The following is a 26,054-nucleotide window of genomic DNA, read 5'->3' on the forward strand; positions in this document are numbered from 1 at the left end:
GGCGAGGTCGTGGTCACCGGCTCGCGGCTGCAGGGCGCGGACTTGGACGCCGGCTGCGTCGGCACGAGTCGGCCGCGGACATCGGTACCTGAACGGGCGAGGAGTGGTCGCTGGGTCGCTACGGCGACGTGAGCAGGCCCGGCACCTGTTCCTGTCGGTGCCTGACGAGGAGGAGTCCACCGTCGAGATGGACTCCGGCTCCGTGCGGCAGGACGACACCCCCTCGCCCCCACGGCCCTCCAGCTCTGGCCGACGGCGACCGGTGCCGATCGACATCACCCCCATCTGGGTTGGCCCCAGAAGTAGTCGCCGCGGCAGACGGCCATCGAGCTCGTTCCGCGGATACAGGCCGGACTCTTGTATTCGTACGCGTGTTCGATTACTGTAGGACCATGCTCAGTGATGGTGGCACCGGCTCTGTGGTCGACGCTGCCGCCGTGCTGTCCGACACGTTGACCACCCTGACGACCCTGGTGCAGGACCCGTCGGTGTTGGACCTGCTGGCGGACGACGAGCTGCTCGCTGTCTTCCGCGGTGTCGAGACCGTCCGACGTCGTCTGACCGTGGTCGACAGCGCCCTGACGGCGGCCGCCGAGCGGCGCAGTCTGCCGGAGCGTCACTGCCAGGGCACCACCCGCCGGTTCCTCGCCTCGCTGCTCCGCCTCTCCCCCGCCGAGGCCGCTCGCCGGGCGCGCGCGGCGGAGGCGTCGGCCCCACGGACGACCATGTCCGGCGAGCCCCTGCCTCCTGTCCGCCCGGTGCTCGCCGCCGCGCAGGCGGAGGGCGAGGTCTCCGCCGAGCACACCGACATCATCCTGTCCGCGCTGGCCACCATCGACCACCGCGGCTTCGACCCCCGTGACGTCGAGCGCGCCGAGGCCACCCTCACCCAGCACGCCCGCACCTTCGACCCTCCGGCGCTGCGTCGCCTGGCCGAGAAGGTGGTGGAGGCGGTCGACCCGGACGGGACCGTGCCGCCGGAGGAGACCCAGGCCTCGCGCCGGCAGGTGCGGCTGAGCCAGGGGCGGGACCAGCTCTGGAGGGGTTCCATCACCCTGACCCCGGCCTGCGGGGCCAAGCTGAGCACGGTGCTCCGTGCCCTGGCCGCGGACCGCAGCCGGGTCGAGCGCGACGACGGCACGGTGCAGCAGGACCTCGACCCGCGCACCCACCCCCAGCGGCTGCACGACGCCCTGGAGGCCGCCTGCGACCTGCTGCTGCGGGCCGACACCCTCCCGGCCAGCGGCGGGACGCCCGCGACGGTCCTCGTCACCCTGACCGAGGAGCAGCTGCGCACCCGCACGGGGGTGGCCCGGGTGGCCGACGGCAGCACCCTGCCGGTCCGCGACCTCGACGGCCTCGCCGGCGGAGCGGAGGTGTGGGGCGTCGTGGTGGGGGACGACGGGGTGCCGCTCCGGCTCGGGCGCACCCGCCGGATCGCCTCCCCCGGTCAGACCGTGGCCCTGATCGCCCGCGACGGCGGCTGCTCCTTCCCGGGCTGCGAGGTCGCGCCCGAGTGGTGCGAGCGTCACCACATCCAGGAGTGGTCGCGGGACGGCCGCACCGACCTGGACAACCTCGTCCTGCTCTGCCGCTACCACCACCGACACCACCTGGCCCGCGGGTGGGCGGTCCGGGTCAACGCCGCCGGGGTGCCGGAGTGGCGCCCACCGTCCTGGATCGACCCGCAGCGTCGGGCGAGGGTGAACCACCGCATCCTCGCTCGGCTCTTCTCCGGAGAGCAGGGCACGCTCAGCGACGACCCGAGCTCATGGGACGAGCCAGACCCACCCGGTCCACCGATCGAACCCGCTGGACGTGAGGGGGCGCGTGCGCCTGACCGGTGGGATGAGCCCGACGCATGGGACGGGGCGGCCTACTGGGACGACGCCGAGGCGGACCCGGACCAGCTGCTCGAGGAGCCGTCGGACTGGGCGGGGTGGACGACGGCCGACACCGAGGCCCTGCACCAGGTGTGGCTCGCGTGGGACGCGGAGCAGGCCGGTGCAGGGAGTCGATGAGGTCGAGCGTCTCGGGAGCTGGGGAGGAGCGGCCCCGCGGTGGGGCTACTGCAGGGCCTCGATGCCCTTCGGGAGCCGGTCGGGGTCCCAGTCGAGCATCCGGATCGCGGTGTCGAAGGCGTAGCGGTCCGTCATCCCCCCGACCCAGGTGACGGCGGCCCGCACCGCCTCGGGGCTGCCGGGCGCCAGCCCCTCCACCTCGGGCAGCAGCGTGGGACGGTCCAGCAGGTGCTCGACCAGGGCCTTGAGGACGTCCACCACGGCCGAGGCCTGGGCCACGGACTCGGGTCGGGTGTAGATCCGCTCGTAGTTGAAGGCCCGCAGGGTGGCCAGGGCGTGCGCGGTCACCGGGTCCATCCCGACCCGGCCGTGCTCGACCACGGTGGCGATCACCGAGCGCACCAGGACGCCCAGCTGCTCGCGCTGGGTCCGGCCGCAGACCTCCACGACCTCGGCGGGGGTGTCCTCGCGACGCAGGATGCCGGCGTGGATCGCGTCCTCCAGGTCGTGGGCGCAGTAGGCGATCCGGTCGGCCCAGGAGACGATCTCGCCCTCCACGGTGCCCGGTGCGGGCCGCGACCAGGAGTGGTTGCGGACCCCGTCCAGGGTCTCCGCACACAGGTTGAGACCGGTGAGGACCACGTCGGCGCCCCACGGCCCGTGGTCGTAGCCCTCGGCCAGGAACAGGTCGAAGGCGTCCTCGCTGGCGTGCCCGCCGGGGCCGTGGCCGCAGTCGTGGCCGAGCGCGATGGCCTCGGTCAGGGCGATGTTGGCCCCGACCCCGCGGGCGATCGAGCTGGCCACCTGCATCACCTCCAGCGCGTGGGTGAGCCGGGTGCGCTGGTGGTCGCTGGGCCACACCACCACCTGGGTCTTGCCGGCCAGCCGGCGGAAGGCGGTGGAGTGCAGGATCCGGTCGCGGTCGCGCTCGAAGCAGGTGCGCTCGGGATCCGGCTCCTCCGGGCGGGCCCGGTTCCCCGCCCCGGAGGACCGCGTGGCCCCCGGCGTCAGGGTGAGGGCCTCGAGCTCCTCGCGTGCCCGCCGGTCCCGGACGGCCGGCGGCTGCAGCGCGGCGGCGGAGTCGCGGTGGGCGCTGACCACGGTGTCGCCGGCGTGACCGGCCATCGTCTGGGCCCACGCCACCGCACGGGGCATCAGACCAGGGGGTGGGGTGGGTCGGTCGAGATCGTCAGCGCACATCGTCGGCCAGCGTAGTCGGGACGGGCGTCCGGCTCAGCCCCCGGAGACGTCGTCCTCGGCGTCGGCCAGGTCCAGGTCGGTGCCGCAGGTGTCGTCCAGCCAGCCCTGGGGCACGACCACCTTGCTGCGCGGGTTGCCCCGCCGCCCGCGCGGCGCCCCGAGCTCGCTGACCGGGAACGGTGCGGTCGGGTCGAGCTGATCCAGCTGGGCGTCCAGGTCGGCGAGTGAGGAGACGGTGGCCAGGCCGCGACGGACCTCGCCACCGACGGGGAAGCCCTTGAAGTACCAGGCCATGTGCTTGCGCAGGTCCCGCAGCCCGCGCTCCTCCCCCATCATCTCGGCCAGCAGCTCGGCGTGCCGGCGGACCGTGGCCGCCACCTCGCCGAGGGTGGGCAGCGCGGTGGAGGGCTCCCCGAGGAAGGCCCGGGTGAGGTCGCTGAACAGCCAGGGGCGTCCGAGGCAGCCGCGTCCCACCACCACGCCGGCGGCCCCGGTCTGCTCGACCATGCGCAGGGCGTCGGCGGCCTCCCAGATGTCGCCGTTGCCGAGCACCGGGATGTCGACGGCCTCGACCAGCCGCGCGATGGCGTCCCACCGGGCGGTGCCGGAGTAGGACTGGGCCACGGTCCGCCCGTGCAGGGCGATCGCGGACACGCCGCTCTCCTGGGCGATCCGGCCGGCGTCGAGGTAGGTCAGGTGGTCCTCGTCGATGCCCATCCGGGTCTTGCAGGTGACCGGGACCCCGTGCCGGCCGGCCGCCTTCACCGTGGCGGTGAGGATGGCCCGCAGCAGGTCCCGCTTCCAGGGCAGCACCCCACCGCCGCCCTTGCGGGTGACCTTGGGCACCGGGCAGCCGAAGTTGAGGTCGACGTGGGTGACCCCGAACTCCCCGCACAGGATGTTGGCGGCCTGCCCCATGTAGTGCGGGTCGACCCCGTACAGCTGGACCGAGCGCACCTTCTCCCCCGGGTCGAAGCCGAGCATCGACAGCGTCTTGGGGTCGCGCTCGACCAGCCCGCGGCTGGTGATCATCTCGCAGACGAAGAGCCCGGCGGGGCGCAGGTCACCGGCCCCGCGCTCGGCCTGCTCACGGCAGAGCCGGCGGTAGGCGACGTTGGTGATCCCGGCCATCGGGGCGAGCACCACCGGCACCGGGACCTCGGTGGGACCGAGGTGCAGCGGGCGGGCGGGGGTCGTCAGCGTCTGGCTCATGGCCCGCACATCCTAGTCGCGTGGCTCCTGCGCGACGTCGTCGTGACGACCCCCGCCCTCGTGCTCAGCAGCCGACCAGCCGGGTGGCCAGGTAGCCCTCGACCTGGGACAGCGCGACCCGCTCCTGGGTCATCGCGTCCCGCTCGCGGACGGTCACCGCGTCGTCCTCGAGGGTGTCGAAGTCGACCGTCAGGCAGAACGGGGTGCCGATCTCGTCCTGGCGGCGGTACCGGCGGCCGATGGCCTGGGAGTCGTCGAAGTCGACGTTCCAGTGCTTGCGCAGCTGGGCGGCCAGGTCGCGGGCCTTCGGCGAGAGGGCCTCGTTGCGCGACAGCGGCAGCACCGCGGCCTTGACCGGGGCCAGCCGCGGGTCGAGCTTCAGCACCGTCCGCTTGTCGACGCCGCCCTTGGTGTTGGGGGCCTCGTCCTCGGTGTAGGCGTCGACCAGGAAGGTCATCAGCGAGCGGGACAGACCGGCCGCGGGCTCGATCACGTAGGGCGTCCACCGCTCGCCGCTGGCCTGGTCGAAGTACTCCAGCTTCTGGCCCGAGTGCTCCGAGTGCGTCTTCAGGTCGAAGTCGGTGCGGTTGGCGATGCCCTCCAGCTCACCCCACTCGCTGCCGGCGAACTCGAAGCGGTACTCGATGTCCACGGTCCGCTTGGAGTAGTGGGAGAGCTTCTCGGCCGGGTGCTCGTAGACCCGCAGGTTGGCGGCGTCGATGCCCAGGTCGGTGTACCAGCGCATCCGCTCGGCGATCCAGTACTCGTGCCACGTCTCGTCCTCGCCGGGGGCGACGAAGAACTCCATCTCCATCTGCTCGAACTCGCGGGTCCGGAAGATGAAGTTGCCCGGGGTGATCTCGTTGCGGAAGCTCTTCCCGGTCTGGGCGATGCCGAACGGCGGCTTCTTGCGCGAGGTGTTCAGCACGTTCACGAAGTTGATGAAGATGCCCTGGGCGGTCTCGGGGCGCAGGTAGTGCAGCCCGGACTCGTCCTCGATCACGCCGAGGTGGGTCTTGAGCATCATGTTGAACTCGCGCGGCTCGGTCCACTGGCCGCGGGTGCCGCAGTGGGGGCAGGCGATCTCGCTCAGCGCGATGGTGTCGGGGTCCTCGATGCCCTTCTTGGCCGCGAGCGCCTCCTGCATGTGGTCCACCCGGAACCGCTTGTGGCAGCTGGTGCACTCGGTCAGCGGGTCGGTGAACTCCCCCACGTGGCCCGAGGCCACCCACACCTGGCGGGGCAGGATCACCGAGGAGTCCAGGCCCACCACGTCCTCGCGGCTGGTGACCATCGACTTCCACCACTGCCGCTTGATGTTCTCCTTGAGCTCCACACCCAGGGGTCCGTAGTCCCAGGCGGAGCGGGTCCCGCCGTAGATCTCACCGCAGGGGAAGACGAAGCCACGACGCTTCGCGAGGGAGATGACGTTCTCGACACGGCTCGGGGCCACGAGCTGCTCCTCTACTCGGTGCACGCGATGTACGTGCTCGGGCGTCCGGCTGACGTCCGGTCCAGCCGGACAGACTAGTACGCGCGAGGACCGCCCACCTCCAGGTTGTGGACGGTCCTCGCGGGCGTGGCCGGTGTGTCGGGTTCAGCGGCGCCGAGCGGGCTCGGTCTCGGCGTGGCGGGCGTCGACCTCGTCGCTGCCTGCGGCCTCGCCGCCGGCCAGCGCGTGCTCCGCGGCGGCCGGCACGGACTCCGTCTCCGGCGCCACGGCCGGGGCCAGGGTGTCGCGCAGCGGAACGTGCTTGATGAACAGCGTGGCCACGACGGCCAGCCCGGCCAGCGGCAGCGCGGCCAGGAAGACCACGTGCATGGCGTCGGCCAGACCCATCCGGATCGCCTCGGCGACCGGCGCGGGCAGCCCGGCCAGGACGGTCGGGTCCAGCACCGAGCCGGCGTCGACCCCGCTGGCCGCGTCGCCCGCACCGGGGGGCAGGTGACGACCGATGGCCGGGCCCAGCTGGGAGGTCATCACGGTGCCCAGCACCGCGACCCCGACGGTGGCGCCGGCGTTGCGGAAGAACTGGGTGGCCGCGGTGGCCACCCCCATGTCGCGGGCCTCGACCGCGTTCTGCACGACCAGCGTGTAGGTCTGCAGGCAGGCGCCCAGACCCAGTCCGATGACCACCATGGTGAGGCTGAGCTCGAGGTTGGACGAGCCGTAGTGGACCCGCGTCAGCAGCGCGTAGCCGCCCAGCAGGACCAGCGTCCCGGCCACCATGAAGCCCTTGTAGCGGCCGGTGCGGGTGATCAGCACGCCGACCAGCATCGAGGTGCCGATCATGGCCACGCTCATCGGCATCACGATCAGCCCGGAGTTGGTGGCGTCCACCCCGAGCACGCCCTGGGCGTAGACCGGGATGTAGAAGATGGCGCCGAACATCACCATGGCGATGAACAGCGAGGCGATCGCGGAGAAGGTGAAGACGCTCTGGCGGAACATCCGCAGCGGCAGGATCGGCTCGGGGTGACGCAGCTCCAGCGGGATCAGCACCGCGAGGGCGACGGCGCCGACGACGTAGAGCCCGACCACCTGGACCGAGGCCCACGGGTAGCTGGTTCCGCCCCAGGAGGTGGCCAGCAGGATCGAGACGAGCGCGACCGACAGGGTGACCGCACCCGCGACGTCCACACGGGCGTCACGGCGCTGGTGGTCCAGGTGCAGGAACTTCACGATGAAGACCAGCGCGGCCAGGCCGAGCGGGATGGTGACGAAGAACAGCCAGCGCCAGCCGAGGTTGTCGGTGATGGCGCCACCGGCCAGCGGTCCGGCGACGGAGGAGAAGCCGAAGACCGCACCCATCAGGCCCTGGTACTTGCCACGCTGCCGCGGCGGGATGATGTCGCCGATGATCGTCTGCGACAGCGGCATCAGGATGCCCATGCCGGCACCCTGGACGGCGCGGGCGCCCACCAGCCACCAGAAGTCCTGGGCCAGGCCCGAGAGCACCGAGCCGGCCATGAAGACGACCAGCCCGGCGATGTAGAAGCCGCGGCGCCCGTAGAGGTCGGAGAGCTTGCCGACGATGGGCGTGACCACCGCGGCGACCAGCATGGCGGCGGTGGCCAGCCAGCTGTAGTGGGCCATCCCGCCCAGCTCGGCGACGATGATCGGCATCGCCGGGGAGACGATGGTCTGGCTGATCGAGGCGACCAGCATGCCGAGCATCAGCCCGGCGAAGATGGTGCGGACGCGCGGGTCCAGCCCGGGAGCGGGCGCCTCGTCGGTCCCGGGTGCGGTGTCGGTGGTCGCCGCGCTCATGCGGGCTCCTTCTCTGGTTCGGTCAGCAGGGTGGCGAGCTCGGCGTTGAGCTGGGTCAGCAGGGAGGTCAGCCGGCGACGGTCGTCGGCGGGCCAGCGCGACAGCGCGCGACGGACCAGCTCGCGCCGGGCCTCGCGGTCGCGGGACCAGGCGGCCGAGCCGTCGGCGGTGAGGATGACGCGACGGGCACGGCGGTCGTCGGGGTCGGGGACGCGGGTCAGCAGGCCGCAGCGCTCCAGGGCGGTGACGTGGCGGCTCACGGTGGAGGCGTCCAGCCCGAGGTCGGCGGCCAGGTCCTGCAGCCGCGACGGGCCCCGGTCGTGGACCGTGGAGAGCACCCCGAAGGTGTGCTCGTCCAGCTCGAGCCCGACCCGGTCCGCACCGCGCTGCCACTGGCGCAGCCGGCGGAAGAAGGAGCGCAGCTCGCGCTCCAGCACCGGCACGTCCTCCTGCCCGGGGACGACGACGTCCTCCGGCCCCGGCACGTGCACGGGGCGGGAGGACGTCAGTTGCATGCTGCACACACTAACCACAAAGTGCAGTCACTGCAAAAATATTCCGGCAGATCGCCGTAGCGGGTCAGACCGCGAGGAGCTCCGCCGCGGGGACGCCGGAGTGGCGCAGCAGGTCGGCCAGCTGCTCCGGCGTGCGGGCCGAGGCGATGGGGGCACCGACCACCTCGCGGGCCCGCAGCCAGTCCAGCGCCACGGTGGCCACCGGGACGTCGCGCGCCTCGGCCAGACCGCGCAGCCGCTCCAGCACGGCCACCTTCGCCGGGTCCTGCAGCATCCGCTCACCGGACCGCGCGCGGACCGAGTCCACGCTCGCCCCGGGGCGGTACTTGCCGCTGAGGAAGCCACTGGCCAGCGCCGAGTAGGGCAGCTCGACGACGCCGAGCTCGCCCAGGGCGGGCACCAGCTCACCCTCGATCCGTCGGTCGACGGCGTTCCAGGGGTCCTGGGAGTAGGTGAAGGGGGTCCAGCCGTGGCGGGCGGCGAGCTCGTTGGCCGACCGCAGCCGTGCGGGGGTGAAGTTCGACGCCCCCAGCGCGCGGACCCGTCCGGACTCCACCAGGGCGTGGAAGGCCTCCAGGTACTCCTCCTGGGGGACGTCCTCGTCGTCCTGGTGGGCGTAGTAGAGGTCGATGGGGTCGCTCTGCAGCCGCTCCAGCGACTCCTCCGCCGCCCGGGCCACGTTGGCCGCCGACAGCCCGGGGCGGCCGCTGTACTTGGCCACCTTGGTGGCCACCAGGACGTCGTCGCGGCGCCCGCGCCGGGCCAGCCACTCCCCGACGATGCGCTCGGACTCCCCGCCGGAGTTGCCGTCCACCCACTCGGAGTAGACGTCGGCGGTGTCGACCATCCGCCCGCCGGCCGCGGCGAAGGCGTCCAGCACCTCGCGGCTCTGCCCGGCGTCGGCGGACCAGCCGAAGACGTTGCCGCCGAGGACCAGCGGCCCGAGGTCGCCCAGCGGTGCGCCGTCGCCCGTGGCGGAGGTGGTCGTGGTGGGTGCGTCAGTGCTCATGTCCTGCCCAACCGCGTGCGGGGCGGGGCTTGTTCCCGGCCGGACCCCTATGCTCGGGCCCATGGCCGAGGCGAACCCCCGCGGCGTGCGCGACGAGAAGAAGCGCGCGACCCGGCACAACCTGCGGCTGGCCGCCCTCCGGCTGGTCGACGAACGCGGCCTGGACGGCACCACCACCGACGACATCGCCGCAGCCGCCGGGGTCTCCCCGCGCACCTTCTTCAACTACTTCCCCACCAAGGAGTCCGCCCTGGTCGGGGTGGACTCCGAGCTGGCCGAGGCGATCCTGAGCGCCATCCGGGAGCGCCCGGCCGAGGAGCCCCCGCTGACCGTGATGCGCGAGGTCTTCCTGTCCTTCGCCGAGGTGGCCGCCGCCGACCGGGACCTCTGGGCGCTGCGGATCACGGTGGCCCGCGCCAACCCCCCGCTGATGTCGCACGTGTTCGGCAACTCCACCAAGTGGGACCGCCAGGTCGCCGAGGCCATCGCGGAGCGGACCGGCCGGGACCACCACACCGACCCCTACCCCGCCCTGGTCGCCTCGGTGGCCAACGCCGCCCGCCGCTCCGCGGTGCACCGCTGGGCCATCTCCGACTCCGAGGCCCCGCTGCAGGAGGCCATCGCGGCCGCCTTCGACCTGCTGGCCGCGGGTCTGCCCGAACCGGACCGCGCCGGCGGCTGATCGCGACGACGTCCCCCGTGGCAGGGTGAGGTCGTGACCACCGACCCCGCCCCCCGCGTCCTCCCTGCCGGCACCTGGCCCTCCCCGGTCAGCGCCGAGGTCCTCTCCCGCTCGGTCTCCTTCGCCGACCTGGTCAGCGCCGGGGACCACCTGCTGTGGACCCGCACCGACCCCACCAGCGGCGCGATGCGGCTGCACCGCTGGGACCCCTCCGACGGGGTGCGCGCCCTCGGCGACCTGGACGTCCGCAGCCGGGTGCACGAGTACGGCGGCGGAGCGGTGGTCACCGGCCCCTCCCCCGACGGCTCGGCCCTGGTGGTCGACACCGCGGCCCAGCGGCTGCACCGGGTCGGACCCGACGGCAGCAGCGAGCCGGTGACCCCGGAGACCGGGGCCACGGTCCGCTGGGCCGTAGGGCACCGCCTCGACGGGTCCCGGCTGGTGGTGGTCCGCGAGACCCACGACGGCGGCAGCGCGCTGGAGGTCCGCAACGAGCTGGTGCTGCTGGACGCCGCCGACGGCACCCAGCACGTGCTGGTCGGTGACCGGGACTTCGTGGCCGCACCCCGGGTCGGACCCGACGGCTGGCTGGCCTGGCTCGCGTGGGACCACCCCGACATGCCCTGGGACGGCGCCGCGCTGTGGGCCGGGCGGCTCGAGGGCACCGCTCTGGTCGACGTCCGGCGGGTGGCCGGCGGCGACGGCTCGGCGGTCAGCGAGGCGGCCTGGTGGGGCGCTGACCTGCTGCTGACCGAGGACTCGTCGGGCTTCTGGGAGCTGCAGCACCACGACCTGACCACCGGCCGCACCACCGCCCTGACCGACGGGGGCGCCGACCTCGGCCACCCGCGCTGGGTGCTCGGCGGGGACGCCCTCGCCGTGCTGGGCGACACCGTGGTCGCCGTCCGCACCCGGGAGGCCAGCAGCGACCTGGTACGGATCGACCTGCACCGCGGCGGGGACGGGGTGGCCGTCGAGGTCCACGACTGGCCGACCGCCACCGGCCAGGTCTGGGAGCTGGTGGTGCACGAGGGCGCCGTGGTCACCCGCGAGGTGGACCCCGACGGCCGCCAGGCCCTGCGCCGGCGCGGGCTGGACGGCTCGCTCACCCCCCTGGACGAGCTGGAGCCGGTGACCTCCCGGCCCGGCGACCTGGGCGAGGTCGTCCCGGTCGCGGTCGGCGAGGGCGGGGAGCGCACCCACGCCTTCCTGCACCTGCCGGCCAACGCCGACGCCACCACCCCCGAGGGCACCGCTCCCCCGCTGGTGGTGTTCCTGCACGGCGGCCCCACCAGCCACACGCTGCCGGTGCGCTCCTCGGCCATCGCCTTCTGGACCACCCGCGGCTTCGCCGTCGCCGACGTCAACTACCGCGGCTCCACCGGGTTCGGGCGCGACTACCGCAACGCCATGCGCGGCCGCTGGGGCGAGATCGAGGTGGCGGACGTGATCGCGGTGGCCACCGAGCTGGGCCGCCGTGGCCTGGTGGACGCCGACCGGATGGCCGTCCGCGGCGGCAGCGCCGGCGGGTTCACCGTGCTGGCGGTGCTGACCAGCGAGCAGCACCCCTTCGCCTGCGGCACGTCCTTCTTCGGGGTGGCCGACCTCGCGGCGCTGGCCGCCGACACCCACAAGTTCGAGTCCCGCTACCTGGACCGGATGGTCGGCCCGCTGCCCGAGGCGGCCGAGCTGTACCGGGAGCGCTCCCCGCTGACCCACGTGGACCGGCTGTCGGTGCCGCTGCTGGTGCTGCAGGGCCTGGAGGACCACGTGGTGCCCCCGGAGCAGTCCGAGGTCGTCGTGGCCGCCGCCCGCGAGAAGGGGCTGCTGCACGACTACCTCACCTTCCCCGGGGAGGGTCACGGCTTCCGCAAGCCGGAGAACGTGGCGGCCTGGCACGAGGCCGAGCTGTCCTTCTACCGGCAGGTGCTGCGGCTGGACGAGGGTGCCTCCGGCTGAGCCCGGCTACGCCTCGCCGCGGGGCCGGTTGGTGCCCACCAGCTCCCAGTCGTCGTAGGCGGTCGGCTCGTCCACGGCCCGGCTGAGCAGCGGCACCACGACCATCTTGGACTCCAGCCCGTTGAGCGCCCGGCGGTAGGAGCCGACGTCGGCCCACCGGGTGGTGATGGTCCACAGCGTCGGCTCGTCGAGGTTGCGGGCCAGGTCCACCCCGAGGAACCCCGGTCGCGCCCGGAGCACGTCGACGGCCCGGTGCGCACCCTCGAGGAACTCCGGCACCTCCGGCTCCTCCACCCGGAAGCGGGTCAGCACGATCACGCGCTGACCGCCTCGACACAGGCCCGGGCGCCCTGCTCGGCCAGCCGCCGGCGGGCGTCCAGGTAGCCGTCGAGCACCTGCTCGTCCTCGGCCAGGTCGCCGAAGACCGCCCGGAGCCGCAGGAACGCACCCGGCTCGTCGGCCTCGCGGGCCACCGCGGCCCGGAGCTCCTCCAGCCGCAGGTCGGTGGGCTCGATCGAGCCCCCGGCGTCGGTGCGTCCCTCCAGGTAGCGGCTCCAGGCGGCCAGCACCAGCACCGGACGGGAGACGTCGGCCCCGGCGGCCAGCCGGTGCCGCAGCACCGGCAGCAGGAACTTGGGGATCCGGTCGGAGGAGTCGGTGGCCAGCCGGGCCAGGGTGTCCTCGACCGCCTCGTTGCCGAAGCGCTCGATCAGCTCCTCGCAGTAGCGGTCCAGGTCGACCCCGGGCACCGGCAGCAGGGTGGGGAGCGCGTCGGTGTGCATGTAGCGCAGCAGGAAGCGAGCGAACAGGGGGTCCTGCCCGACCTCGTGGACGAGGGTGGCGCCGGCCAGCACGCCCAGGTGGCTCATCGCCTGGTGCGAGGCGTTGAGCAGCCGGAGCTTCATCAGCTCGTAGGGCTCGACGTCGTCGACCAGCTGGACGCCGACCTCCTCCAGTGCCGGGCGGCCGGCGGTGAAGTGGTCCTCCAGCACCCACTGGGTGAAGGCCTCCGACTGCACCGGCCAGCCGTCCTCGATGCCGTGCTCCTCGGCCACCGAGCGGCGGACCGCGTCCGTGGTGGCCGGGGTGATCCGGTCCACCATCGAGCTGGGGAAGGCGACCTCGGACTCGATCCAGCGGGCCAGGTCGGGGTCGGAGCGCTCGGCGAAGGAGACCACCGCACGCCGGCAGACGTCCCCGTTGCCCTGGATGTTGTCGCAGGAGACGACGGTGAAGGGCACCGCGCCGGCCTCGCGCCGGGCCCGCAGCCCCGCGGTGATGAAGCCGAGCACGCTCTGCGGAGGACGTCCGGGGTCCGCGAGGTCGCCCAGGGTCCCCTCGTCGCGGGGATCGAACTCGCCGGTGTCGTCGCTGATCGAGTAGCCGCCCTCGGTGATGGTCAGCGACACGATGCGGGTGGCGGGGTCGGCCAGCCGGGCCAGCACCGCGGCGGGGTCGTCGGGGGCGTGCAGGAGGGTGACGATCGAGCCGACGACACGGGCCTCGGAGCTGCCGTCCGGCGCCCTCGTGACCAGGGTGTAGAGGTGGTCCTGGGCGGCGAGCACGTCACGCAGGGCCGCGTCACGGGGCAGCACCCCGACCCCGCAGATTCCCCAGTCGTCGGCACCCCCGGCGGACAGCAGCCGGTCCAGGTACATGGCCTGGTGGGCGCGGTGGAAGGCGCCCACGCCGAAGTGCACGACGCCGGCAGTGATCGGGCGCTCCCGGTAGGTCGGGACCACCACCCCGCTCAGCGAGCCCAACGCGTGCTGGTCCAGATGGGTCATGGTCGCTCCTCGGCGTCGTCGGCAGGCCGCGCCCACCCTACGACCCCGGCGGCACCGTGGTCCCGCGCGGATTTGACCCGCTTGCCCGCGTGATCAAGAATGATTCTCATGTCGAAGCCCCTGCGCGCACTCGGTGCCGCACTCTCCGTGCCAGTCCTCCTTCTGGCCACCGCGTGCGGGACCGGAGCGCAGCCGTCCGGCGACGAGCCTGGTCAGCTCACCATCGTCACGGCGTTCTACCCGTTCCAGTTCGTGTCCGAGCGCGTCGCAGGGGCCTCGGCGGAGGTCGTCAGCCTCACCACCCCCGGGGCCGACCCGCACGACCTGGAGCTCAGCCCCGGTCAGCTGATCGACATCTCCGAGGCCGACCTGGTGGTCTACCAGTCCGGTTTCCAGCCCGCGGTGGACGAGGCCGTCGCCCAGCAGGGCCCCGAGCACGTGATCGACGTCGCCCAGGTGGTGCGCCTGCAGCCCGTCCCCGAGCACGAGCACGGCGAGGAGGGGCACGAGGAGCACGAGGAGGAGGCGGGCGAGGAGGGGCACGACCACGGCGACACCGACCCGCACGCCTGGCTCGACCCCGAGAACATGCAGATGATCACCGAGGCCGTGGCCACCGAGCTGGCCGCCGTCTCCCCCGACGACGCCGCGGCGTTCCAGACCGAGGCCGACGAGCTGGTCGCTGACCTGGAGCAGCTGGACAGCGACTTCAGCGAGGGTCTGCAGACCTGCGAGCGGCGCGAGTTCATCACCTCCCACGCGGCCTTCGGCTACCTGGCCACCCGCTACGACCTGACCCAGATCGGCATCAGCGGGATCAGCCCGGACGCCGAGCCCTCGCCGGCCCGGCTGGCCGAGATCCACACCGAGGCCGAGGAGCACGGGGTCACCACGATCTTCACCGAGACCCTGGCCTCCCCCGCCCTGGCCGAGGCCGTGGCCGGGGACCTCGGGCTCAGGACCGACGTGCTGGACCCCCTCGAGGGTCTGAACGGCCAGTCGCGCGGCAGCGACTACATTGCCGTCCAGCAGGCCAACCTCGAGGCACTGCGCACCGCCGGCGGCTGCAGCTGAGGAAGGAGGGGCCTGTGCTGACGCACCCCGCGCCCCGTCCCCAGCCCACCGAGACCACCAGCGTGGTCGAGGTCGCCGGTGTGACCGTCCGCCTGGGCGGCCAGCCGGTGCTGCACGACGTCTCGCTGCGCCAGCCCACCGGGAGCCTGCTGGCTCTGATGGGGGCCAACGGGTCGGGCAAGACGACGCTGGTCCGGGCGCTGCTCGGGCTGGTGCCGGTGGAGCACGGCTCGGTCTCGCTCTTCGGCACCCCGCTGCGACGCTTCCGCAGCTGGTCCTGGATCGGCTACGTGCCCCAGCGCTCCTCCCTCACCCTGCGCAACGCCACGGTGGGTGAGGTGGTGATGTCGGGGCGGCTCGGTCACCGTCGTCCCTTCAGCCTGCGCAGCCGCCGCGACCGCGAGCAGGTCGGCGCGGCGCTGGAGCGCGTCGGTCTGGCCGGCCGGGAGCGCGACGAGATGACGCACCTCTCCGGTGGGCAGCAGCAGCGTGCCCTGATCGCCCGCGCGCTGGCCGCCGAGCCGCGGCTGCTGGTGATGGACGAGCCGCTGGCCGGGGTCGACGCCGCCAGCCAGCACGCCGTCGCGGACGTGCTGAGGGACCTGGTCGCCGAAGGCCTGAGCGCCATGGTCGTGCTGCACGAGCTGGGCCCGCTGGCCCCGCTGCTCGACCGCGCGGTCGTCCTCACCGAGGGCCGGGTCAGCCACGACGGCGCCGTCTCCGCGGTCGACTGCACTCCCGAGCACGAGATCCACGAGACCTCGCCGCTGCGCGGGCTGACCTTCCTCGAGCACCCGGTCGACCCCGACCACCACCACGACGACCGCGTCCCGCGGGGAGGAGCGTCGTGATCGAGCTGCTGTCCTACGACTTCATGCGGCGCGCCCTGGTGGTGGCCCTGCTCACCGGGCTGATGGCGCCCTCGATCGGCACCTACGTGGTGCAGCGGCGGCTCAGCCTGCTGGGCGACGGTCTGGGACACATCGCGATCGCCGGTGTCGGGCTGGCCCTGCTCACCCAGACCTCGCCGCTGCCCGTGGCGATCGTGGTGGCCGTGCTGGGGGCGGTGCTGGTCGAGCTGCTGCGTCAGCGAGGTCGGGCCTCCGGGGACGTCGGGCTGGCCATCCTGTTCTACGGCGGGCTGGCCGCGGGGGTGCTGATGGCCGGCATCACCGGCGCCGGAGCAGGAGCCCTCTCCCAGTACCTGTTCGGCTCCCTGACCTCCCTCACCGACGGCGACGTCGTGGTGGTGGCGGTGCTGACCGCGGTGGTGCTGGTGCCGGCGGTCGGGCTCAGCCCCCAGCTCTTCGCCGTCTGCGCCGACGAGGACCACGCCCGGGTGCTGGGGCTGCCGGTCCGGACCCTGAACTTCCTGGTGGTGGTGCTCGCCGCGCTCGCGGTGACGGTCTCCATGCGCACCGTCGGGCTGCTGCTGGTGAGCGCCCTGATGGTCGTCCCGGTGGCCGCCTCCCAGGGCATCGTGCGCGGCTTCCGGGCCGGTCTCCTCGCCGCCATGGGCATCGGTGCGCTGGTCGCGGTCTCCGGCGCGGTGGGCAGCTTCTACGCCGACGTCGCCCCGGGCTCGCTGATCGTGCTGGTGGCCATCGCCGTCTTCATCGCCGTCTGGCCGCTGGCCTCGGTGCTGGAGCGACGACGCCGCAGGGTCGTGGACGTAGGATCGGCGTGATGACCAGCACCACGCCCCAGCGACGCACCCGGCAGCAGGCGGCCGTCGCCGACGCCCTCTCGCGCCTGGACGACTTCCGCAGCGCCCAGCAGATCCACTCGATGCTGCGTGACGGGGAGTCCCCCGTCGGCCTGGCCACCGTCTACCGCACCCTGCAGTCGATGGCCGACGCCGGCGCGGTGGACACCCTGCGCACCGACGACGGCGAGCTGCGCTACCGCCAGTGCTCCACCGGTCACCACCACCACCTGGTCTGCCGCAGCTGCGGTCGCACCGTCGAGGTGTCGGCGCCGGAGGTGGAGCGGTGGGCCGCCCGGGCCGCGGAGTCGAACGGGTTCCGGGACCTGCGCCACGACCTCGAGGTCTACGGCACCTGCTCCGACTGCTGAGGCACGGGTCCCCCTGACCGAGGGGCCCGGCTCAGCCCAGCGGCCAGGTCGCCCCGGTCAGCCGCTCGGACTCCTGCCACAGCGCCGCCGCCAGCGCGGGGTCGCTGGCCAGGGCCGTCCGCCCGACCAGCGTCGGGTGCCCGCGGGACTCGAACATCCCGTCCGGTCCGACGTAGCTGCCTCCGGGCAGGTCCTGGGTGGCGGCGTAGAGCTGCGGCAGCGCGCCCTGCTCCTCGCTCTGGGCCACCACCCGCCGGACCAGCGCGCCCACCGCGGACACCACCGGGTTGGCGAACCCGCGCTGCAGGTTCGTGGCGGAGTACCCGGGGTGCGCGGCCAGTGCCCGCACCGGTGAGCCGGCGGCCTGCAGCCGGCGCTGCAGCTCCAGGGTGAACAGCAGGTTGGCCAGCTTGGACTGCCCGTAGGCGCCCCAGGGCGAGTAGCGGCGTCGGGTCCAGCCGAGGTCGGTGAGGTCGACCGAGCCGGTCCGGTGGGCCACCGAGGAGAGGGTCACGACGCGGTCGGTGACCTGGGGCAGCAGCCCGAGGGTGAGGGCGAAGTGACCCAGGTGGTTGGTGCCCAGCTGGGTCTCGAAGCCGTCGGCGGTGCGCCCCAGCGGGACCGCCATCACGCCGGCGTTGTTGACCAGCACGTCCACCGGACCGGGCAGGCCGGCGACGAAGGCGCGGACCGAGGCCAGGTCGGCCAGGTCGAGCGCACGGACCTCCAGGCTGCCCCGCAGCCCCGGCTCGGCCGTCAGCTCGGCCAGCGTGCGCTCGCCCCTCGTCCCGTCCCGCGCGGTCAGCACGACGTGGGCCCCCGCCCGGGCCAGCTCGCGCGCGGTCACCCGACCCAGGCCGCTGGTGGCTCCGGTGACGACGACGGTGCGCCCGGTCTGGTCGGGCAGGTCGGCTGCGGTCCACGGCATGGCCCCAGCGTAGGTGGCACCCGCCAGCCGGCCCGGCTCAGGCGCCGAAGCCGTGCTCCGGGATCCTGGCGGGGGCGGTGGTGCCGCGGAACCAGGCCTCGTACCAGGGGTCCAGGTCGACGTCGGTGACCTCGTCGGTCCGGGCGCGGAAGTCCTCGACGCTGCGTGCCCCCGGCGTCTGCGCCCAGTCGCGCATCAGCCGGGTGAACGCGGGGTCGCCGATCAGGTTCCGCAGGGCCTGCAACGCCATCGGGCCGCGGTCGTAGACGGTGGCGAAGACCCGCTCGGCGCCGGGGTCGTCCATCGGGACCGCCCAGAAGCGGTCCTCGTCCACCAGCTGGTCGTAGCTGCGGAGCATCCGCTCGTTCGGCGTCGGGCCGCCCCGCCGCTCCTCGACCACCCACTCCATGTAGGAGGCCCAGCCCTCGTTGTTGAAGATGTCGTCCCAGCGGCTGAGGGTCACGTTGTCGCCGAACCACATGTGGGCCAGCTCGTGCACCAGCAGCGTGTCGGCGTAGTCGTCGTCCAGCAGCGACCGCCCGTCGTAGACCGGGCGGGTCTGGGTCTCCAGACCGGCGAACCAGAACCGGAACGGCGGCACCACCCCGCCCAGCTCGCTGAAGGGGTAGGGCCCCAGGTCGCGCTCGAGCTCGGCGACCCACTCCGGCGTCTCGGCCAGCTCGGCCAGCAGGTCGTCCTGCTGGACGGGGGTGAACCGCTCGCTGACGGCGTAGACGTAGGGCCGGCCGGAGACCCGCCCCTCGTCGATGCGGTACCGCCCCACCATCAGGAAGGTGAGGTAGGTGGCCATCGGCTGGTTCGCCCGCCAGTGCCAGGTGTCCCAGCCGTCCTCCTGGGCGACGTCGCGGCTGACCAGCTCCCCGACGCTGATCGCCTGCAGACCGTCGCGGACCCGGGCCCGGACCTCGAACAGCGCGGGGTCCTCGGGGTGGTCGTCGGCGGGGAACCACCAGGCCGAGCTCTCCGGCTCCCCGGCCACCCCCTGCTCCTCGCCGTCGCGGTACCAGGGGCTGGTGCCCTCGCGCTGGCCCTCCGCGCGCACCTCGGTCGGGTCGCCGGCGTAGTCGACGCGGACCACGAACTCCTGCCCCCGGTCCAGCCGCCGTGGCGCCTCCACCCGCAGGTCGTTGCCGTCCCCGGTCTCGAACTCGGCCTCCTCGCCGTCCACGGTGACCCGGGTGACCGGGAGGCCGAGGTCGAGGTGGACGTCGTCGAGGTCCTGGGTGGCCCGGGCGGTGACCGTGGTGGTCCCGCCGAGCACGGTGTCGTCGACGGTGACGTCGACCAGGTAGGACAGCGCGTCGTAGCCGCCGGCACCGTAGTCGGGGAAGTAGGGGTCGCCGGCCCCGGCCAGCGGGCTCACCGGGCGCGGGCTGAGGCCCACCACCGCCACCAGCACGACCACCACCAGCAGCGGCAGCGCCCCGGCCGGCAGCAGCCACCAGAACCCGTCGCGTCCCCGGCCGGCCGGGGGTCGGACGTGCTGCGCGGGAGGGCGGGTGAGCAGGGGCGGACCGCTCACGCGCGTTCCAGGTGGGCCAGCGAGCGCAGTCCCCGCTCCAGGTGCCAGGCCACGAAGGCGGCGGTCAGCCCGCTGGCCTCGCGCTGGCGGGCCGGCTCGACGTCGCGGGTGCCCTCCCAGTCCCCGGCCAGCAGGGCCGCCATCAGGGCCAGCGTCTGCGGCGGCGGCACGGCCGTCCCGGGTGGACGGCAGCGGATGCACACCACACCGCCGGCGGACGGGGAGAACGACTGGTGCGGGCCGGCGGTGCCGCAGCGGGCGCAGTCGGTGAAGGTGGGTGCGTACCCGGCCACGGCCAGGGCCCGGAGCAGATAGGCGTCCAGCACCATGGTCGCCGGCCGGGCGCCGTCGGAGGTGCCCAGGCTCAGCACCCGCAGCGCCCCGGCCAGCAGCAGGAACTGCTGGCGGGCGGGCTCGCGCTCCTCGGTGACCAGCCGGTCGGCCGTCTCCAGCATCACCTGCCCGGCGGTCCAGCGGGCGTAGTCGCGGGAGAGCGGGTCGCCCCAGGCGTGACGCATCTCCACCTGGGTGACCACGTCCAGGCTGCGGCCCTGGGCCAGCTGCAGGTCGATGTGGCCGAACGGCTCGAGCCTCGCCCCGAACTTGGAGGTGGTCCGACGCACCTGCCGGGCCACGGCCCGGATCTTGCCGCGCTCGCGGGACAGCATCGTGATGATGCGATCGGCTTCACCCAGCTTGTGGGTGCGCAGCACGATGGCCTCGTCACGGTAGGTCGGCACCTCCCCATCATGCCTGTGCCCCCCGCACCAGGACGCGGCGACAGGCTAGCGTCGGAGGTCCTGACGACGACAGGAGCCGCGTTGCCCACCCCTCCCCCTCCTGCGGAAGACCCGGCACCGCGGGTCGTGCCGGCCAACCGCGCGAGCGAGGACGACCTCGACCGGCTCCTCGGCAGCAGGGGCAGGGGCGCGGTGTGCCGCTGCCAGCGCTACAAGCTGCCGCCCGGGGAGTCCTTCGGCTCGGTGCCGGCGGAGGTGCGCCGGGAGCGGATGATCGAGCAGACCGCCTGCGGGCAGCCGCGGGCCCGGCGGACCAGCGGGCTGGTGGCCTACCTCGGCGAGGAGCCCGTGGGCTGGTGCGCGGTGGAGCCGCGGCCTGCCTTCGACGGGTTGCTGCGGGTCTACAAGGTCCCCTGGCAGGACCGCGAGGAGGACCGTGACGACCCGGGCGTCTGGGCGGTGACCTGCCTGTTCACCCGGGCCGGGTACCGCCGCCGGGGCATCAGCCGGGCGCTGGCGCGGGAAGCCGTCCAGCACGCCCGCCGCCGGGGTGCCACCGCCCTGGAGGCCTACCCCGCCCGGGCCGCGGGGGCGCTGGCCGAGGAGCTCCACGTCGGCACCCCCGACACCTTCCTGGACGCCGGGATGCGGCTGGTGCACTGGGTCAGCCCGCGCCGGGCCGTGGTGCGCATCGACCTCGGCGACGGGGAGGACGGGCTCAGTCGCTGACCCGCTTCTGCCAGGCGCCCTCGGTGGCCACCCGGCGGAACCCGAGGGCGACGTTGATGGCCAGCATCCACTGGTTCTCCCCCGCGTTCCAGGTGTGCACCCGCTGGGTGGACGGGCGCCGGGTCGCCATGGCCTCCAGGTTGGCCACCTTGACCAGCATGCCCAGCCGGTGGCCGCGGTGGTCCCCGTGCACCAGGGTGTCGCCCTGCCAGCCGACCGCCTCGTTCTCCCCCGGGCAGATGAGCACCGAGTAGGCCACCATCTCGCCGCTGGCCAGGTGGCGGGCGGCCGCGGTGAGCACGGTGCGCCCCATCCGCTCGGCCCGGTCGTCCCCGCGCCGCACCCGCTCGGCGTCCCAGGCCTCCTCCTCGAAGGCCAGCGCCCCCATCGGCACGTCCACGCTCATCCGCTGGCGGAGGCGGGCCATCTGCTCAAGGTGCTCCTCGGGCGTGCGGCCCACCCAGGTCAGCACCTCGTAGCCCTCGGAGGCGGCGACCGCCTGCTGCCGCAGCGGGGCCAGCACCTCCTCGGCCACCGGGACCTCGAGCTGGGAGTGCCGCTCGGTCTGCTCCAGGGCGTAGCCGCGGGAGAGCGCGAAGCGGGTCACCGGGTCGTCGCGGCGCAGCGCCCCCACCCCGGTCGGCGCGACCAGGGCCTCGTCGCTGGCGGGCTCGGCCTCGTCGCGGTGCGCGGTCCAGCTCATCAGGGTGTGACGGCCCCGCGCCCGGACCTCGTCCTCCAGCGCGGTGGCCAGCACGCCGCCGAGGCCGGCGCGGGCGGCGTCGGGGTGGACCTCGACGAAGACCTCGGCCAGGTCCAGGTTGTCCTTGGTGGGCAGCGAGGCCTCCGCGTAGCCGAGCACCCGCGCGGTGCCGATCTCGGTGACCTCGGGCAGACCGGGTCCCTGCGGGTCGGTGGTCGGGCCGTCCAGCGCCACCAGCAGCAGCTTGTCGGCGTCACCTCGGTCGAGGAAGGCGGCGCAGGTGGCTGCCGGCGCGTCGACCAGGTCGGTGTGGCCGAGCAGGGCCAGGTTGTTGGCCGCGTTGATGCGGGCGACGCCGGCGAACACGTCGTGCAGGGCGGCGGCGTCGGCGACGGGCACGGAGGCCAGCGTGACGGTGGTGGTCGACGGCGTGGTCATGGTCGCATCCTCGTCCGGGGGCCGACGCCCCGCCACTGGTTTGCGACCGCGGACCGACGGGGACGGCGTCCGCTGCTGGCTAGAGTCGCCCCGTGGCCCGACGACGCAAGCAGCCCGCCCCGCGACCGCCCCGCCGGGCCCCGGAACCGCACCCGACCGGCGTCCGGCCGCCGGCGCTCCCCGCCGACCAGCTGCCCCGGCACGTGGCCATCGTGATGGACGGCAACGGCCGTTGGGCCAAGCAGCGCGGCCTCCCCCGCACCGACGGCCACGCCCGCGGCGAGGACGCCCTGTTCGACGTCATCGCCGGGGCCATCGAGCTCGGCATCCCCTACCTGTCGGCCTACGCCTTCTCCACCGAGAACTGGCGGCGCTCACCGGAGGAGGTCCGCTGGCTGATGGGCTTCAACCGCGACGTCATCCACCGCCGCCGCGACCAGCTGGACGCGATGGGGGTCCGGATCCGCTGGGCCGGCCGTCGACCGCGGCTGTGGAAGAGCGTCATCGACGAGCTGGAGAGCGCGGAGGCCCAGAGCGAGGGCAACGACGTCCTCACCCTGCAGTTCTGCGTGAACTACGGCGGGCGGGCCGAGATCGTCGACGCCGCCCGCCGCATCGCCGAGCTCGCCCGCGACGGGCGGCTCGACCCCGCCCGGCTCACCGAGGACCGGTTCCGGCAGTTCCTCGACGAGCCGGACATCCCCGACGTCGACCTGTTCCTGCGCTCCTCCGGGGAGCAGCGCACCTCGAACTTCCTGCTGTGGCAGTCGGCCTACGCCGAGATGGTCTTCCTGGACCGGCTGTGGCCGGACTTCGACCGCCGCGACCTGTGGCGGGCGGTGGAGCTGTACGTGAACCGCGACCGGCGTTACGGCGGAGCCGTACCGAACGAGACGCGCGGCGGAGCCGTACCGAACGACACGCGTGGCGGAGCCGGACCGGGGGCAGCTGACGGATTCTGACGGTCAGTGTGCACGGGCCGGCGCGGGCGACGCGCAACCACGCGGCGCGCCCCCACCCTGGGACCCCACTGACCCGCAGAATCCGTCAGCCGCCGACGCGCGGGGCGGCTCGTAGCGATCGGTGCTGAGGCCGATCAGAGCGATGGCCGCCAGCACCAGCACGGCGACCACGCACCGCACCAGGGCGAACCAGACCGTCGGGCGTGACGCCGCCGGGTCGCGCAGGGACCTCCAGCCCGACCAGCCGAGGGCCGTCACCAGCAGCGCGACGGGCACCAGGGCGACCGAGTAGCCCAGACCCCCGGCGCGGTCGTCCATCACCACGAAGCCGGCCACCGCAGCCAGCAGGGCGAGCAGCACGGCCGCACCGGCGACGCGGGAGACGGGTCGCCGACGTCCGGCGTCCCCCACCACCCCTGCGGGCACCGCCCCGCCGTCCGCTACCCGGCCCGGTTCACCGCGGCGTTGATGGCCTTGAGCGTGGCCCGGGTGGTGTTGGCGTCGATGCCGACCCCCCAGACCACGGTCGCCTGGTCGCCCTCGCCGACCTCGCACTCCACGTAGGACGCCGCGTGGGCGTCCCCACCGGAGGCGAGGGCGTGCTCGGAGTAGTCCAGCACGCGGACGCGGTGGCCGAGGGTGCCGAGCGCGTCGACGTAGGCCGAGACCGGTCCGTTGCCCTCGCCGCTGATGCTGCGGGTGCTGTCGCCGTAGCGGACGCTGACGCTGAGCTGGTCCCCGTCCTCGCCGCCGGAGCGCGACTCGATCTCGCCGAGGGCCAGCGGGCCGGCCGGGTGCAGGTACTCGCCGTCGAAGATGCGCCACAGCGTCTCCGCCGTCATCTCCCCGCCGTCGCTGTCGCTGTGCTGCTGCACCACCCGGGAGAACTCGATCTGCAGCCGGCGCGGCAGGTCCAGGCGGTGCTCGCTCTTCATGATGTAGGCCATCCCGCCCTTGCCGGACTGGGAGTTCACCCGGATCACGGCCTCGTAGGAGCGGCCGACGTCGCGCGGGTCGATCGGCAGGTACGGCGCCTCCCAGGGCATCTCGCCCACCTCGACGCCCTGCTCGGCGGCCCGGCGCTCGAGGTCCTCCAGACCCTTCTTGATGGCGTCCTGGTGGGAGCCGGAGAAGGCGGTGTAGACCAGGTCACCGGCGTAGGGGTGGCGCGGGTGGACCGGCAGGTTGGTGCAGTACTCCACCGTGCGACGGATCTCGTCGATGTCGGAGAAGTCGATCTGCGGGTCGATGCCCTGGCTGAACAGGTTCATCCCCAGGGTCACCAGGTCCACGTTGCCGGTGCGCTCGCCGTGGCCGAACAGGCAGCCCTCGACGCGGTCCGCACCGGCCATCAGGGCCAGCTCGGTGGCGGCCACCGCGGTCCCGCGGTCGTTGTGCGGGTGCAGCGAGATCACCGCGTGCTCGCGGTGGGCCACGTGACGGCCGAAGTACTCGATCTGGTCGGCGTAGGTGTTCGGCGTCGACATCTCCACCGTGGCCGGCAGGTTGAGGATGATCTCCCGGTCCGGGCCGGGCTGCCAGACGTCCATCACCGCGTTGCAGACCTCGACGGCGAAGTCGGTGGGGGTCTGGGTGAAGATCTCCGGGCTGTACTGGTAGCCGAACTCGACCCCGGCCAGCTTCTCCTCGGCGTGCTTGACCACCAGCTCGGTCCCGCGGGTCGCCAGCGCGATGCACTCGGCCTCGCTCATCCGGAAGACCACCCGGCGGAACAGCTCGGCGGTGGCGTTGTACAGGTGCACGTTGGCGCGGTGCGCCCCGACCAGGGACTCCACGGTGCGCTCGATCAGGTCCTCGCGGGCCTGGGTCAGCACCGAGATGGTGACGTCGTCGGGGACCAGGTCCTGCTCGATCAGCTGGCGGACGAAGTCGAAGTCGGTCTGGCTGGCCGAGGGGAAGCCGACCTCGATCTCCTTGTAGCCCATCTGCACCAGCATCTGGAACATGCGGTGCTTGCGGGCCGGGGTCATCGGGTCGATCAGCGCCTGGTTGCCGTCACGCAGGTCGGTGGACAGCCACCGGGGTGCCTGGGTGACCTTCTTGGTCGGCCAGGTCCGGTCGGGGACGTCGACGGGCTGGAAGGCGGTGTAGCGGGAGAACGGCATCGGGCTGGGCTGCTGCACCGGCCGGGGCTGCACGGAGGTGGAACGGGTGCTGTGGACGGTCATGGTCTCGACTCCTGGGTCGTTCGTGGTGACGGCACGACGAGCTCCGCAGCGAGGAGGCCGGTCAGTTGGACTGAGCCCCGCTGCGGCAGGTGAGGAGGAGGTTCCGTGCCACGCGCTCACCATAGCCCACACCTCCGGCCCGTCCCAGAGCCCCGCGCCAGATGCTGGGACACCCCAGGGGTCGGGAGGCGTCTTCGTCCCGGTGCCGACCGTCCCGCACCCGAGTGGCCCGGCCCGGCGCGGGTAGACCACGGAGGACCGTCACCGACGTCGAGGAGCGCGACCATGCCGACCTCCATCGCCCGCCAGACCGAGCGCCAGCTCGGTGGTCCCCGCAGCGTGCTGGTCCGTCAGCAGCGCGACCACCAGGAGCTCGACCGGCTGGTGCACGCGATCGACGCCGCGGAGTGCGCCGACCGCCAGGACCTGCTCACCGACCTGGCCCGGCTGGTCTTCCCGCACGCCTTCGCCGAGGAGTCGGTGCTGTGGCCGGTGATCCGGCGGGTCCTGCCCGAGGGCGAGGCGCTCACCCTGCAGATCGAGCAGGAGCACCAGGAGATCAACGAGCTGTGGAGCGAGCTGGAGCAGACCACACCCGGCGACGGACGCCACGAGGAGCTGTGGCCGCGGATCGTCGCCGTGCTGCGGGAGGACGTCCGCGACGAGGAGGACGAGCTGCTCCCCCGGCTGCAGGAGCGCGTCGGCCGCCGTGAGCTGGCGCGCCTGGGGCTGGCCTGGGAGCTGGTCCGGCGGATCTCCCCCACCCGGCCGCACCCGGTGGTGGCCCGCCGCCCGCCGGGGAACGCGACCGCCGCGCTGCCGCTGACCCTGCTGGACCGGTCGCGGGATCACCTTGACCGGGCCGCGCGGGGCGGCACCGGGCGGGTCGCCCGCGTGGCCGGCGGCCTCAGCCGGGCCGCCGCCGGCGTCGCGGGTCGGTTGGAGCACGTGCCGCCCTTCACCGCGGGCGAGGACCCCAGCACCCGCTCCGGTCGGACCGCACGGGACTGACCCCG

At 73.6% G+C, this 26,054-nt stretch carries 24 protein-coding genes; 10 read left to right on the forward strand and 14 right to left on the reverse strand.

Annotated features, from left to right (window positions below; translation table 11 throughout):
- Positions 1-392 precede the first annotated feature (392 nt).
- The gene (locus BLT52_RS19350; protein WP_090595793.1) at positions 393-2,021 is read left to right on the forward strand and encodes an HNH endonuclease signature motif containing protein; all 1,629 of its coding nucleotides are present in this window, start codon (positions 393-395) and stop codon (positions 2,019-2,021) included.
- Positions 2,022-2,066: 45 nt separating this feature from the next.
- On the opposite strand, the gene BLT52_RS19355 is transcribed toward BLT52_RS19350, so the two are convergent.
- The 6 genes from BLT52_RS19355 to BLT52_RS19380 form a co-directional block, all read right to left on the reverse strand.
- Positions 2,067-3,146, reverse strand: coding sequence for an HD domain-containing protein (locus BLT52_RS19355; RefSeq protein WP_090597142.1), 1,080 nt, complete (start codon positions 3,144-3,146; stop codon positions 2,067-2,069).
- Between the two features lie 108 nt (positions 3,147-3,254).
- Positions 3,255-4,433 carry a tRNA dihydrouridine synthase DusB gene (gene dusB, locus BLT52_RS19360; RefSeq protein WP_090595795.1) on the reverse strand — a complete coding sequence of 393 codons (1,179 nt, stop codon included), beginning with the start codon at positions 4,431-4,433 and terminating at the stop codon, positions 3,255-3,257.
- A 64-nt stretch (positions 4,434-4,497) separates the two neighbouring features.
- Positions 4,498-5,886 (reverse strand): glycine--tRNA ligase, encoded by a 1,389-nt coding sequence (locus BLT52_RS19365; protein WP_090595796.1) that lies wholly within the window; start codon positions 5,884-5,886, stop codon positions 4,498-4,500.
- Positions 5,887-6,030: 144 nt separating this feature from the next.
- The gene (locus tag BLT52_RS19370) at positions 6,031-7,704 is read right to left on the reverse strand and encodes an MDR family MFS transporter (protein WP_090595798.1); all 1,674 of its coding nucleotides are present in this window, start codon (positions 7,702-7,704) and stop codon (positions 6,031-6,033) included.
- A complete protein-coding gene (locus BLT52_RS19375) occupies positions 7,701-8,219 on the reverse strand; it encodes a MarR family winged helix-turn-helix transcriptional regulator (RefSeq protein WP_090595799.1) in 519 nt (172 codons plus the stop codon). Before BLT52_RS19375 ends, BLT52_RS19370 begins: the two co-directional genes overlap by 4 nt.
- Positions 8,220-8,283: 64 nt before the next feature.
- The gene (locus BLT52_RS19380) at positions 8,284-9,228 is read right to left on the reverse strand and encodes an aldo/keto reductase (RefSeq protein WP_090595801.1); all 945 of its coding nucleotides are present in this window, start codon (positions 9,226-9,228) and stop codon (positions 8,284-8,286) included.
- 61 nt (positions 9,229-9,289) lie between these two features.
- Here BLT52_RS19380 and BLT52_RS19385 point away from each other — a divergent pair, with 61 nt between their 5' ends.
- Both BLT52_RS19385 and BLT52_RS19390 read left to right on the forward strand, forming a co-directional pair.
- A complete protein-coding gene (locus BLT52_RS19385) occupies positions 9,290-9,910 on the forward strand; it encodes an acyl-CoA-like ligand-binding transcription factor (RefSeq protein ID WP_090597144.1) in 621 nt (206 codons plus the stop codon).
- Positions 9,911-9,943: 33 nt separating this feature from the next.
- The gene (locus BLT52_RS19390; RefSeq protein ID WP_090595803.1) at positions 9,944-11,869 is read left to right on the forward strand and encodes a S9 family peptidase; all 1,926 of its coding nucleotides are present in this window, start codon (positions 9,944-9,946) and stop codon (positions 11,867-11,869) included.
- A 6-nt stretch (positions 11,870-11,875) separates the two neighbouring features.
- On the opposite strand, the gene BLT52_RS19395 is transcribed toward BLT52_RS19390, so the two are convergent.
- Both BLT52_RS19395 and BLT52_RS19400 read right to left on the reverse strand, forming a co-directional pair.
- Positions 11,876-12,187, reverse strand: a complete 312-nt coding sequence (locus BLT52_RS19395; RefSeq protein WP_090595804.1) for an antibiotic biosynthesis monooxygenase family protein — start codon at positions 12,185-12,187, stop codon at positions 11,876-11,878.
- Positions 12,184-13,656, reverse strand: coding sequence for a mannitol dehydrogenase family protein (locus BLT52_RS19400; RefSeq protein WP_090595806.1), 1,473 nt, complete (start codon positions 13,654-13,656; stop codon positions 12,184-12,186). The genes BLT52_RS19395 and BLT52_RS19400 overlap by 4 nt, the downstream gene beginning before the upstream one ends.
- A 108-nt stretch (positions 13,657-13,764) precedes the next feature.
- Here BLT52_RS19400 and BLT52_RS19405 point away from each other — a divergent pair, with 108 nt between their 5' ends.
- Genes BLT52_RS19405 through BLT52_RS19420 form a run of 4 tightly spaced genes read left to right on the forward strand, consistent with a single transcriptional unit; the run spans position 13,765 to position 16,806 of the window.
- On the forward strand, positions 13,765-14,730 hold the full coding sequence (locus tag BLT52_RS19405) for a metal ABC transporter substrate-binding protein (protein ID WP_231946408.1): 966 nt from the start codon (positions 13,765-13,767) through the stop codon (positions 14,728-14,730).
- 14 nt (positions 14,731-14,744) lie between these two features.
- Positions 14,745-15,581, forward strand: coding sequence for a metal ABC transporter ATP-binding protein (locus BLT52_RS19410; RefSeq protein ID WP_197679115.1), 837 nt, complete (start codon positions 14,745-14,747; stop codon positions 15,579-15,581).
- Positions 15,578-16,417 (forward strand): metal ABC transporter permease, encoded by an 840-nt coding sequence (locus BLT52_RS19415; protein WP_231946409.1) that lies wholly within the window; start codon positions 15,578-15,580, stop codon positions 16,415-16,417. Before BLT52_RS19410 ends, BLT52_RS19415 begins: the two co-directional genes overlap by 4 nt.
- Entirely contained in the window at positions 16,417-16,806 is a 390-nt protein-coding gene (locus tag BLT52_RS19420) for a Fur family transcriptional regulator (RefSeq protein ID WP_090595809.1), read from the forward strand. Before BLT52_RS19415 ends, BLT52_RS19420 begins: the two co-directional genes overlap by 1 nt.
- A 31-nt stretch (positions 16,807-16,837) precedes the next feature.
- Here the strand turns inward: BLT52_RS19420 and BLT52_RS19425 are convergent, their stop codons facing one another.
- The 3 genes from BLT52_RS19425 to recO are packed head-to-tail and all read right to left on the reverse strand — an operon-like array spanning position 16,838 to position 20,017.
- The gene (locus BLT52_RS19425) at positions 16,838-17,734 is read right to left on the reverse strand and encodes an oxidoreductase (RefSeq protein ID WP_090595811.1); all 897 of its coding nucleotides are present in this window, start codon (positions 17,732-17,734) and stop codon (positions 16,838-16,840) included.
- A 37-nt stretch (positions 17,735-17,771) separates the two neighbouring features.
- Complete coding sequence (locus BLT52_RS19430) at positions 17,772-19,277, reverse strand: M1 family metallopeptidase (protein WP_157677235.1); 1,506 nt, start codon at positions 19,275-19,277, stop codon at positions 17,772-17,774.
- Positions 19,274-20,017, reverse strand: a complete 744-nt coding sequence (recO, locus tag BLT52_RS19435) for a DNA repair protein RecO (protein ID WP_090595814.1) — start codon at positions 20,015-20,017, stop codon at positions 19,274-19,276. The genes BLT52_RS19430 and recO overlap by 4 nt, the downstream gene beginning before the upstream one ends.
- An 81-nt stretch (positions 20,018-20,098) precedes the next feature.
- On the opposite strand from recO, the gene BLT52_RS19440 reads away from it, so the two are divergent.
- Positions 20,099-20,746, forward strand: coding sequence for a GNAT family N-acetyltransferase (locus BLT52_RS19440; protein ID WP_197679116.1), 648 nt, complete (start codon positions 20,099-20,101; stop codon positions 20,744-20,746).
- On the opposite strand, the gene BLT52_RS19445 is transcribed toward BLT52_RS19440, so the two are convergent.
- Positions 20,736-21,887: a GNAT family N-acetyltransferase gene (locus BLT52_RS19445; RefSeq protein ID WP_090595817.1), complete on the reverse strand. Its 1,152-nt coding sequence runs from the start codon at positions 21,885-21,887 to the stop codon at positions 20,736-20,738. The two genes, BLT52_RS19440 and BLT52_RS19445, sit on opposite strands and share 11 nt — an antisense overlap.
- Before the next feature lie 92 nt (positions 21,888-21,979).
- Between BLT52_RS19445 and BLT52_RS19450 the strand changes: the two genes are divergently transcribed.
- Entirely contained in the window at positions 21,980-22,849 is an 870-nt protein-coding gene (locus tag BLT52_RS19450; protein ID WP_090595819.1) for an isoprenyl transferase, read from the forward strand.
- Positions 22,850-22,852: 3 nt separating this feature from the next.
- On the opposite strand, the gene BLT52_RS19455 is transcribed toward BLT52_RS19450, so the two are convergent.
- Positions 22,853-23,275, reverse strand: coding sequence for a hypothetical protein (locus BLT52_RS19455; protein ID WP_157677237.1), 423 nt, complete (start codon positions 23,273-23,275; stop codon positions 22,853-22,855).
- Positions 23,276-23,289: 14 nt separating this feature from the next.
- Positions 23,290-25,038, reverse strand: a complete 1,749-nt coding sequence (gene leuA, locus BLT52_RS19460; RefSeq protein WP_090595822.1) for a 2-isopropylmalate synthase — start codon at positions 25,036-25,038, stop codon at positions 23,290-23,292.
- A gap of 285 nt (positions 25,039-25,323) precedes the next feature.
- Here leuA and BLT52_RS19465 point away from each other — a divergent pair, with 285 nt between their 5' ends.
- Positions 25,324-26,049, forward strand: a complete 726-nt coding sequence (locus BLT52_RS19465; protein ID WP_090595824.1) for a hemerythrin domain-containing protein — start codon at positions 25,324-25,326, stop codon at positions 26,047-26,049.
- The last annotated feature ends 5 nt before the right edge of the window (positions 26,050-26,054 follow it).

It is taken from the genome of Auraticoccus monumenti, assembly GCF_900101785.1.
Classification (GTDB): Bacteria; Actinomycetota; Actinomycetes; order Propionibacteriales; family Propionibacteriaceae; genus Auraticoccus; species Auraticoccus monumenti.

Bases quoted from the DNA above. Each gene is read 5' to 3' on its own strand.
- BLT52_RS19375 (WP_090595799.1), bottom strand. From the start codon at position 8,219: ATGCAACTGACGTCCTCCCGCCCCGTGCACGTGCCGGGGCCGGAGGAC.
- BLT52_RS19425 (WP_090595811.1), bottom strand. From the start codon at position 17,734: ATGCCGTGGACCGCAGCCGACCTGCCCGACCAGACCGGGCGCACCGTC.
- BLT52_RS19400 (WP_090595806.1), bottom strand. From the start codon at position 13,656: ATGACCCATCTGGACCAGCACGCGTTGGGCTCGCTGAGCGGGGTGGTG.
- dusB (WP_090595795.1), bottom strand. From the start codon at position 4,433: ATGAGCCAGACGCTGACGACCCCCGCCCGCCCGCTGCACCTCGGTCCC.
- BLT52_RS19380 (WP_090595801.1), bottom strand. From the start codon at position 9,228: ATGAGCACTGACGCACCCACCACGACCACCTCCGCCACGGGCGACGGC.
- BLT52_RS19420 (WP_090595809.1), top strand. From the start codon at position 16,417: ATGACCAGCACCACGCCCCAGCGACGCACCCGGCAGCAGGCGGCCGTC.
- BLT52_RS19405 (WP_231946408.1), top strand. From the start codon at position 13,765: ATGTCGAAGCCCCTGCGCGCACTCGGTGCCGCACTCTCCGTGCCAGTC.
- BLT52_RS19385 (WP_090597144.1), top strand. From the start codon at position 9,290: ATGGCCGAGGCGAACCCCCGCGGCGTGCGCGACGAGAAGAAGCGCGCG.
- BLT52_RS19445 (WP_090595817.1), bottom strand. From the start codon at position 21,887: ATGACCACGCCGTCGACCACCACCGTCACGCTGGCCTCCGTGCCCGTC.
- BLT52_RS19355 (WP_090597142.1), bottom strand. From the start codon at position 3,146: ATGGCCGGTCACGCCGGCGACACCGTGGTCAGCGCCCACCGCGACTCC.
- BLT52_RS19465 (WP_090595824.1), top strand. From the start codon at position 25,324: ATGCCGACCTCCATCGCCCGCCAGACCGAGCGCCAGCTCGGTGGTCCC.
- BLT52_RS19350 (WP_090595793.1), top strand. From the start codon at position 393: ATGCTCAGTGATGGTGGCACCGGCTCTGTGGTCGACGCTGCCGCCGTG.
- BLT52_RS19370 (WP_090595798.1), bottom strand. From the start codon at position 7,704: ATGAGCGCGGCGACCACCGACACCGCACCCGGGACCGACGAGGCGCCC.
- leuA (WP_090595822.1), bottom strand. From the start codon at position 25,038: ATGACCGTCCACAGCACCCGTTCCACCTCCGTGCAGCCCCGGCCGGTG.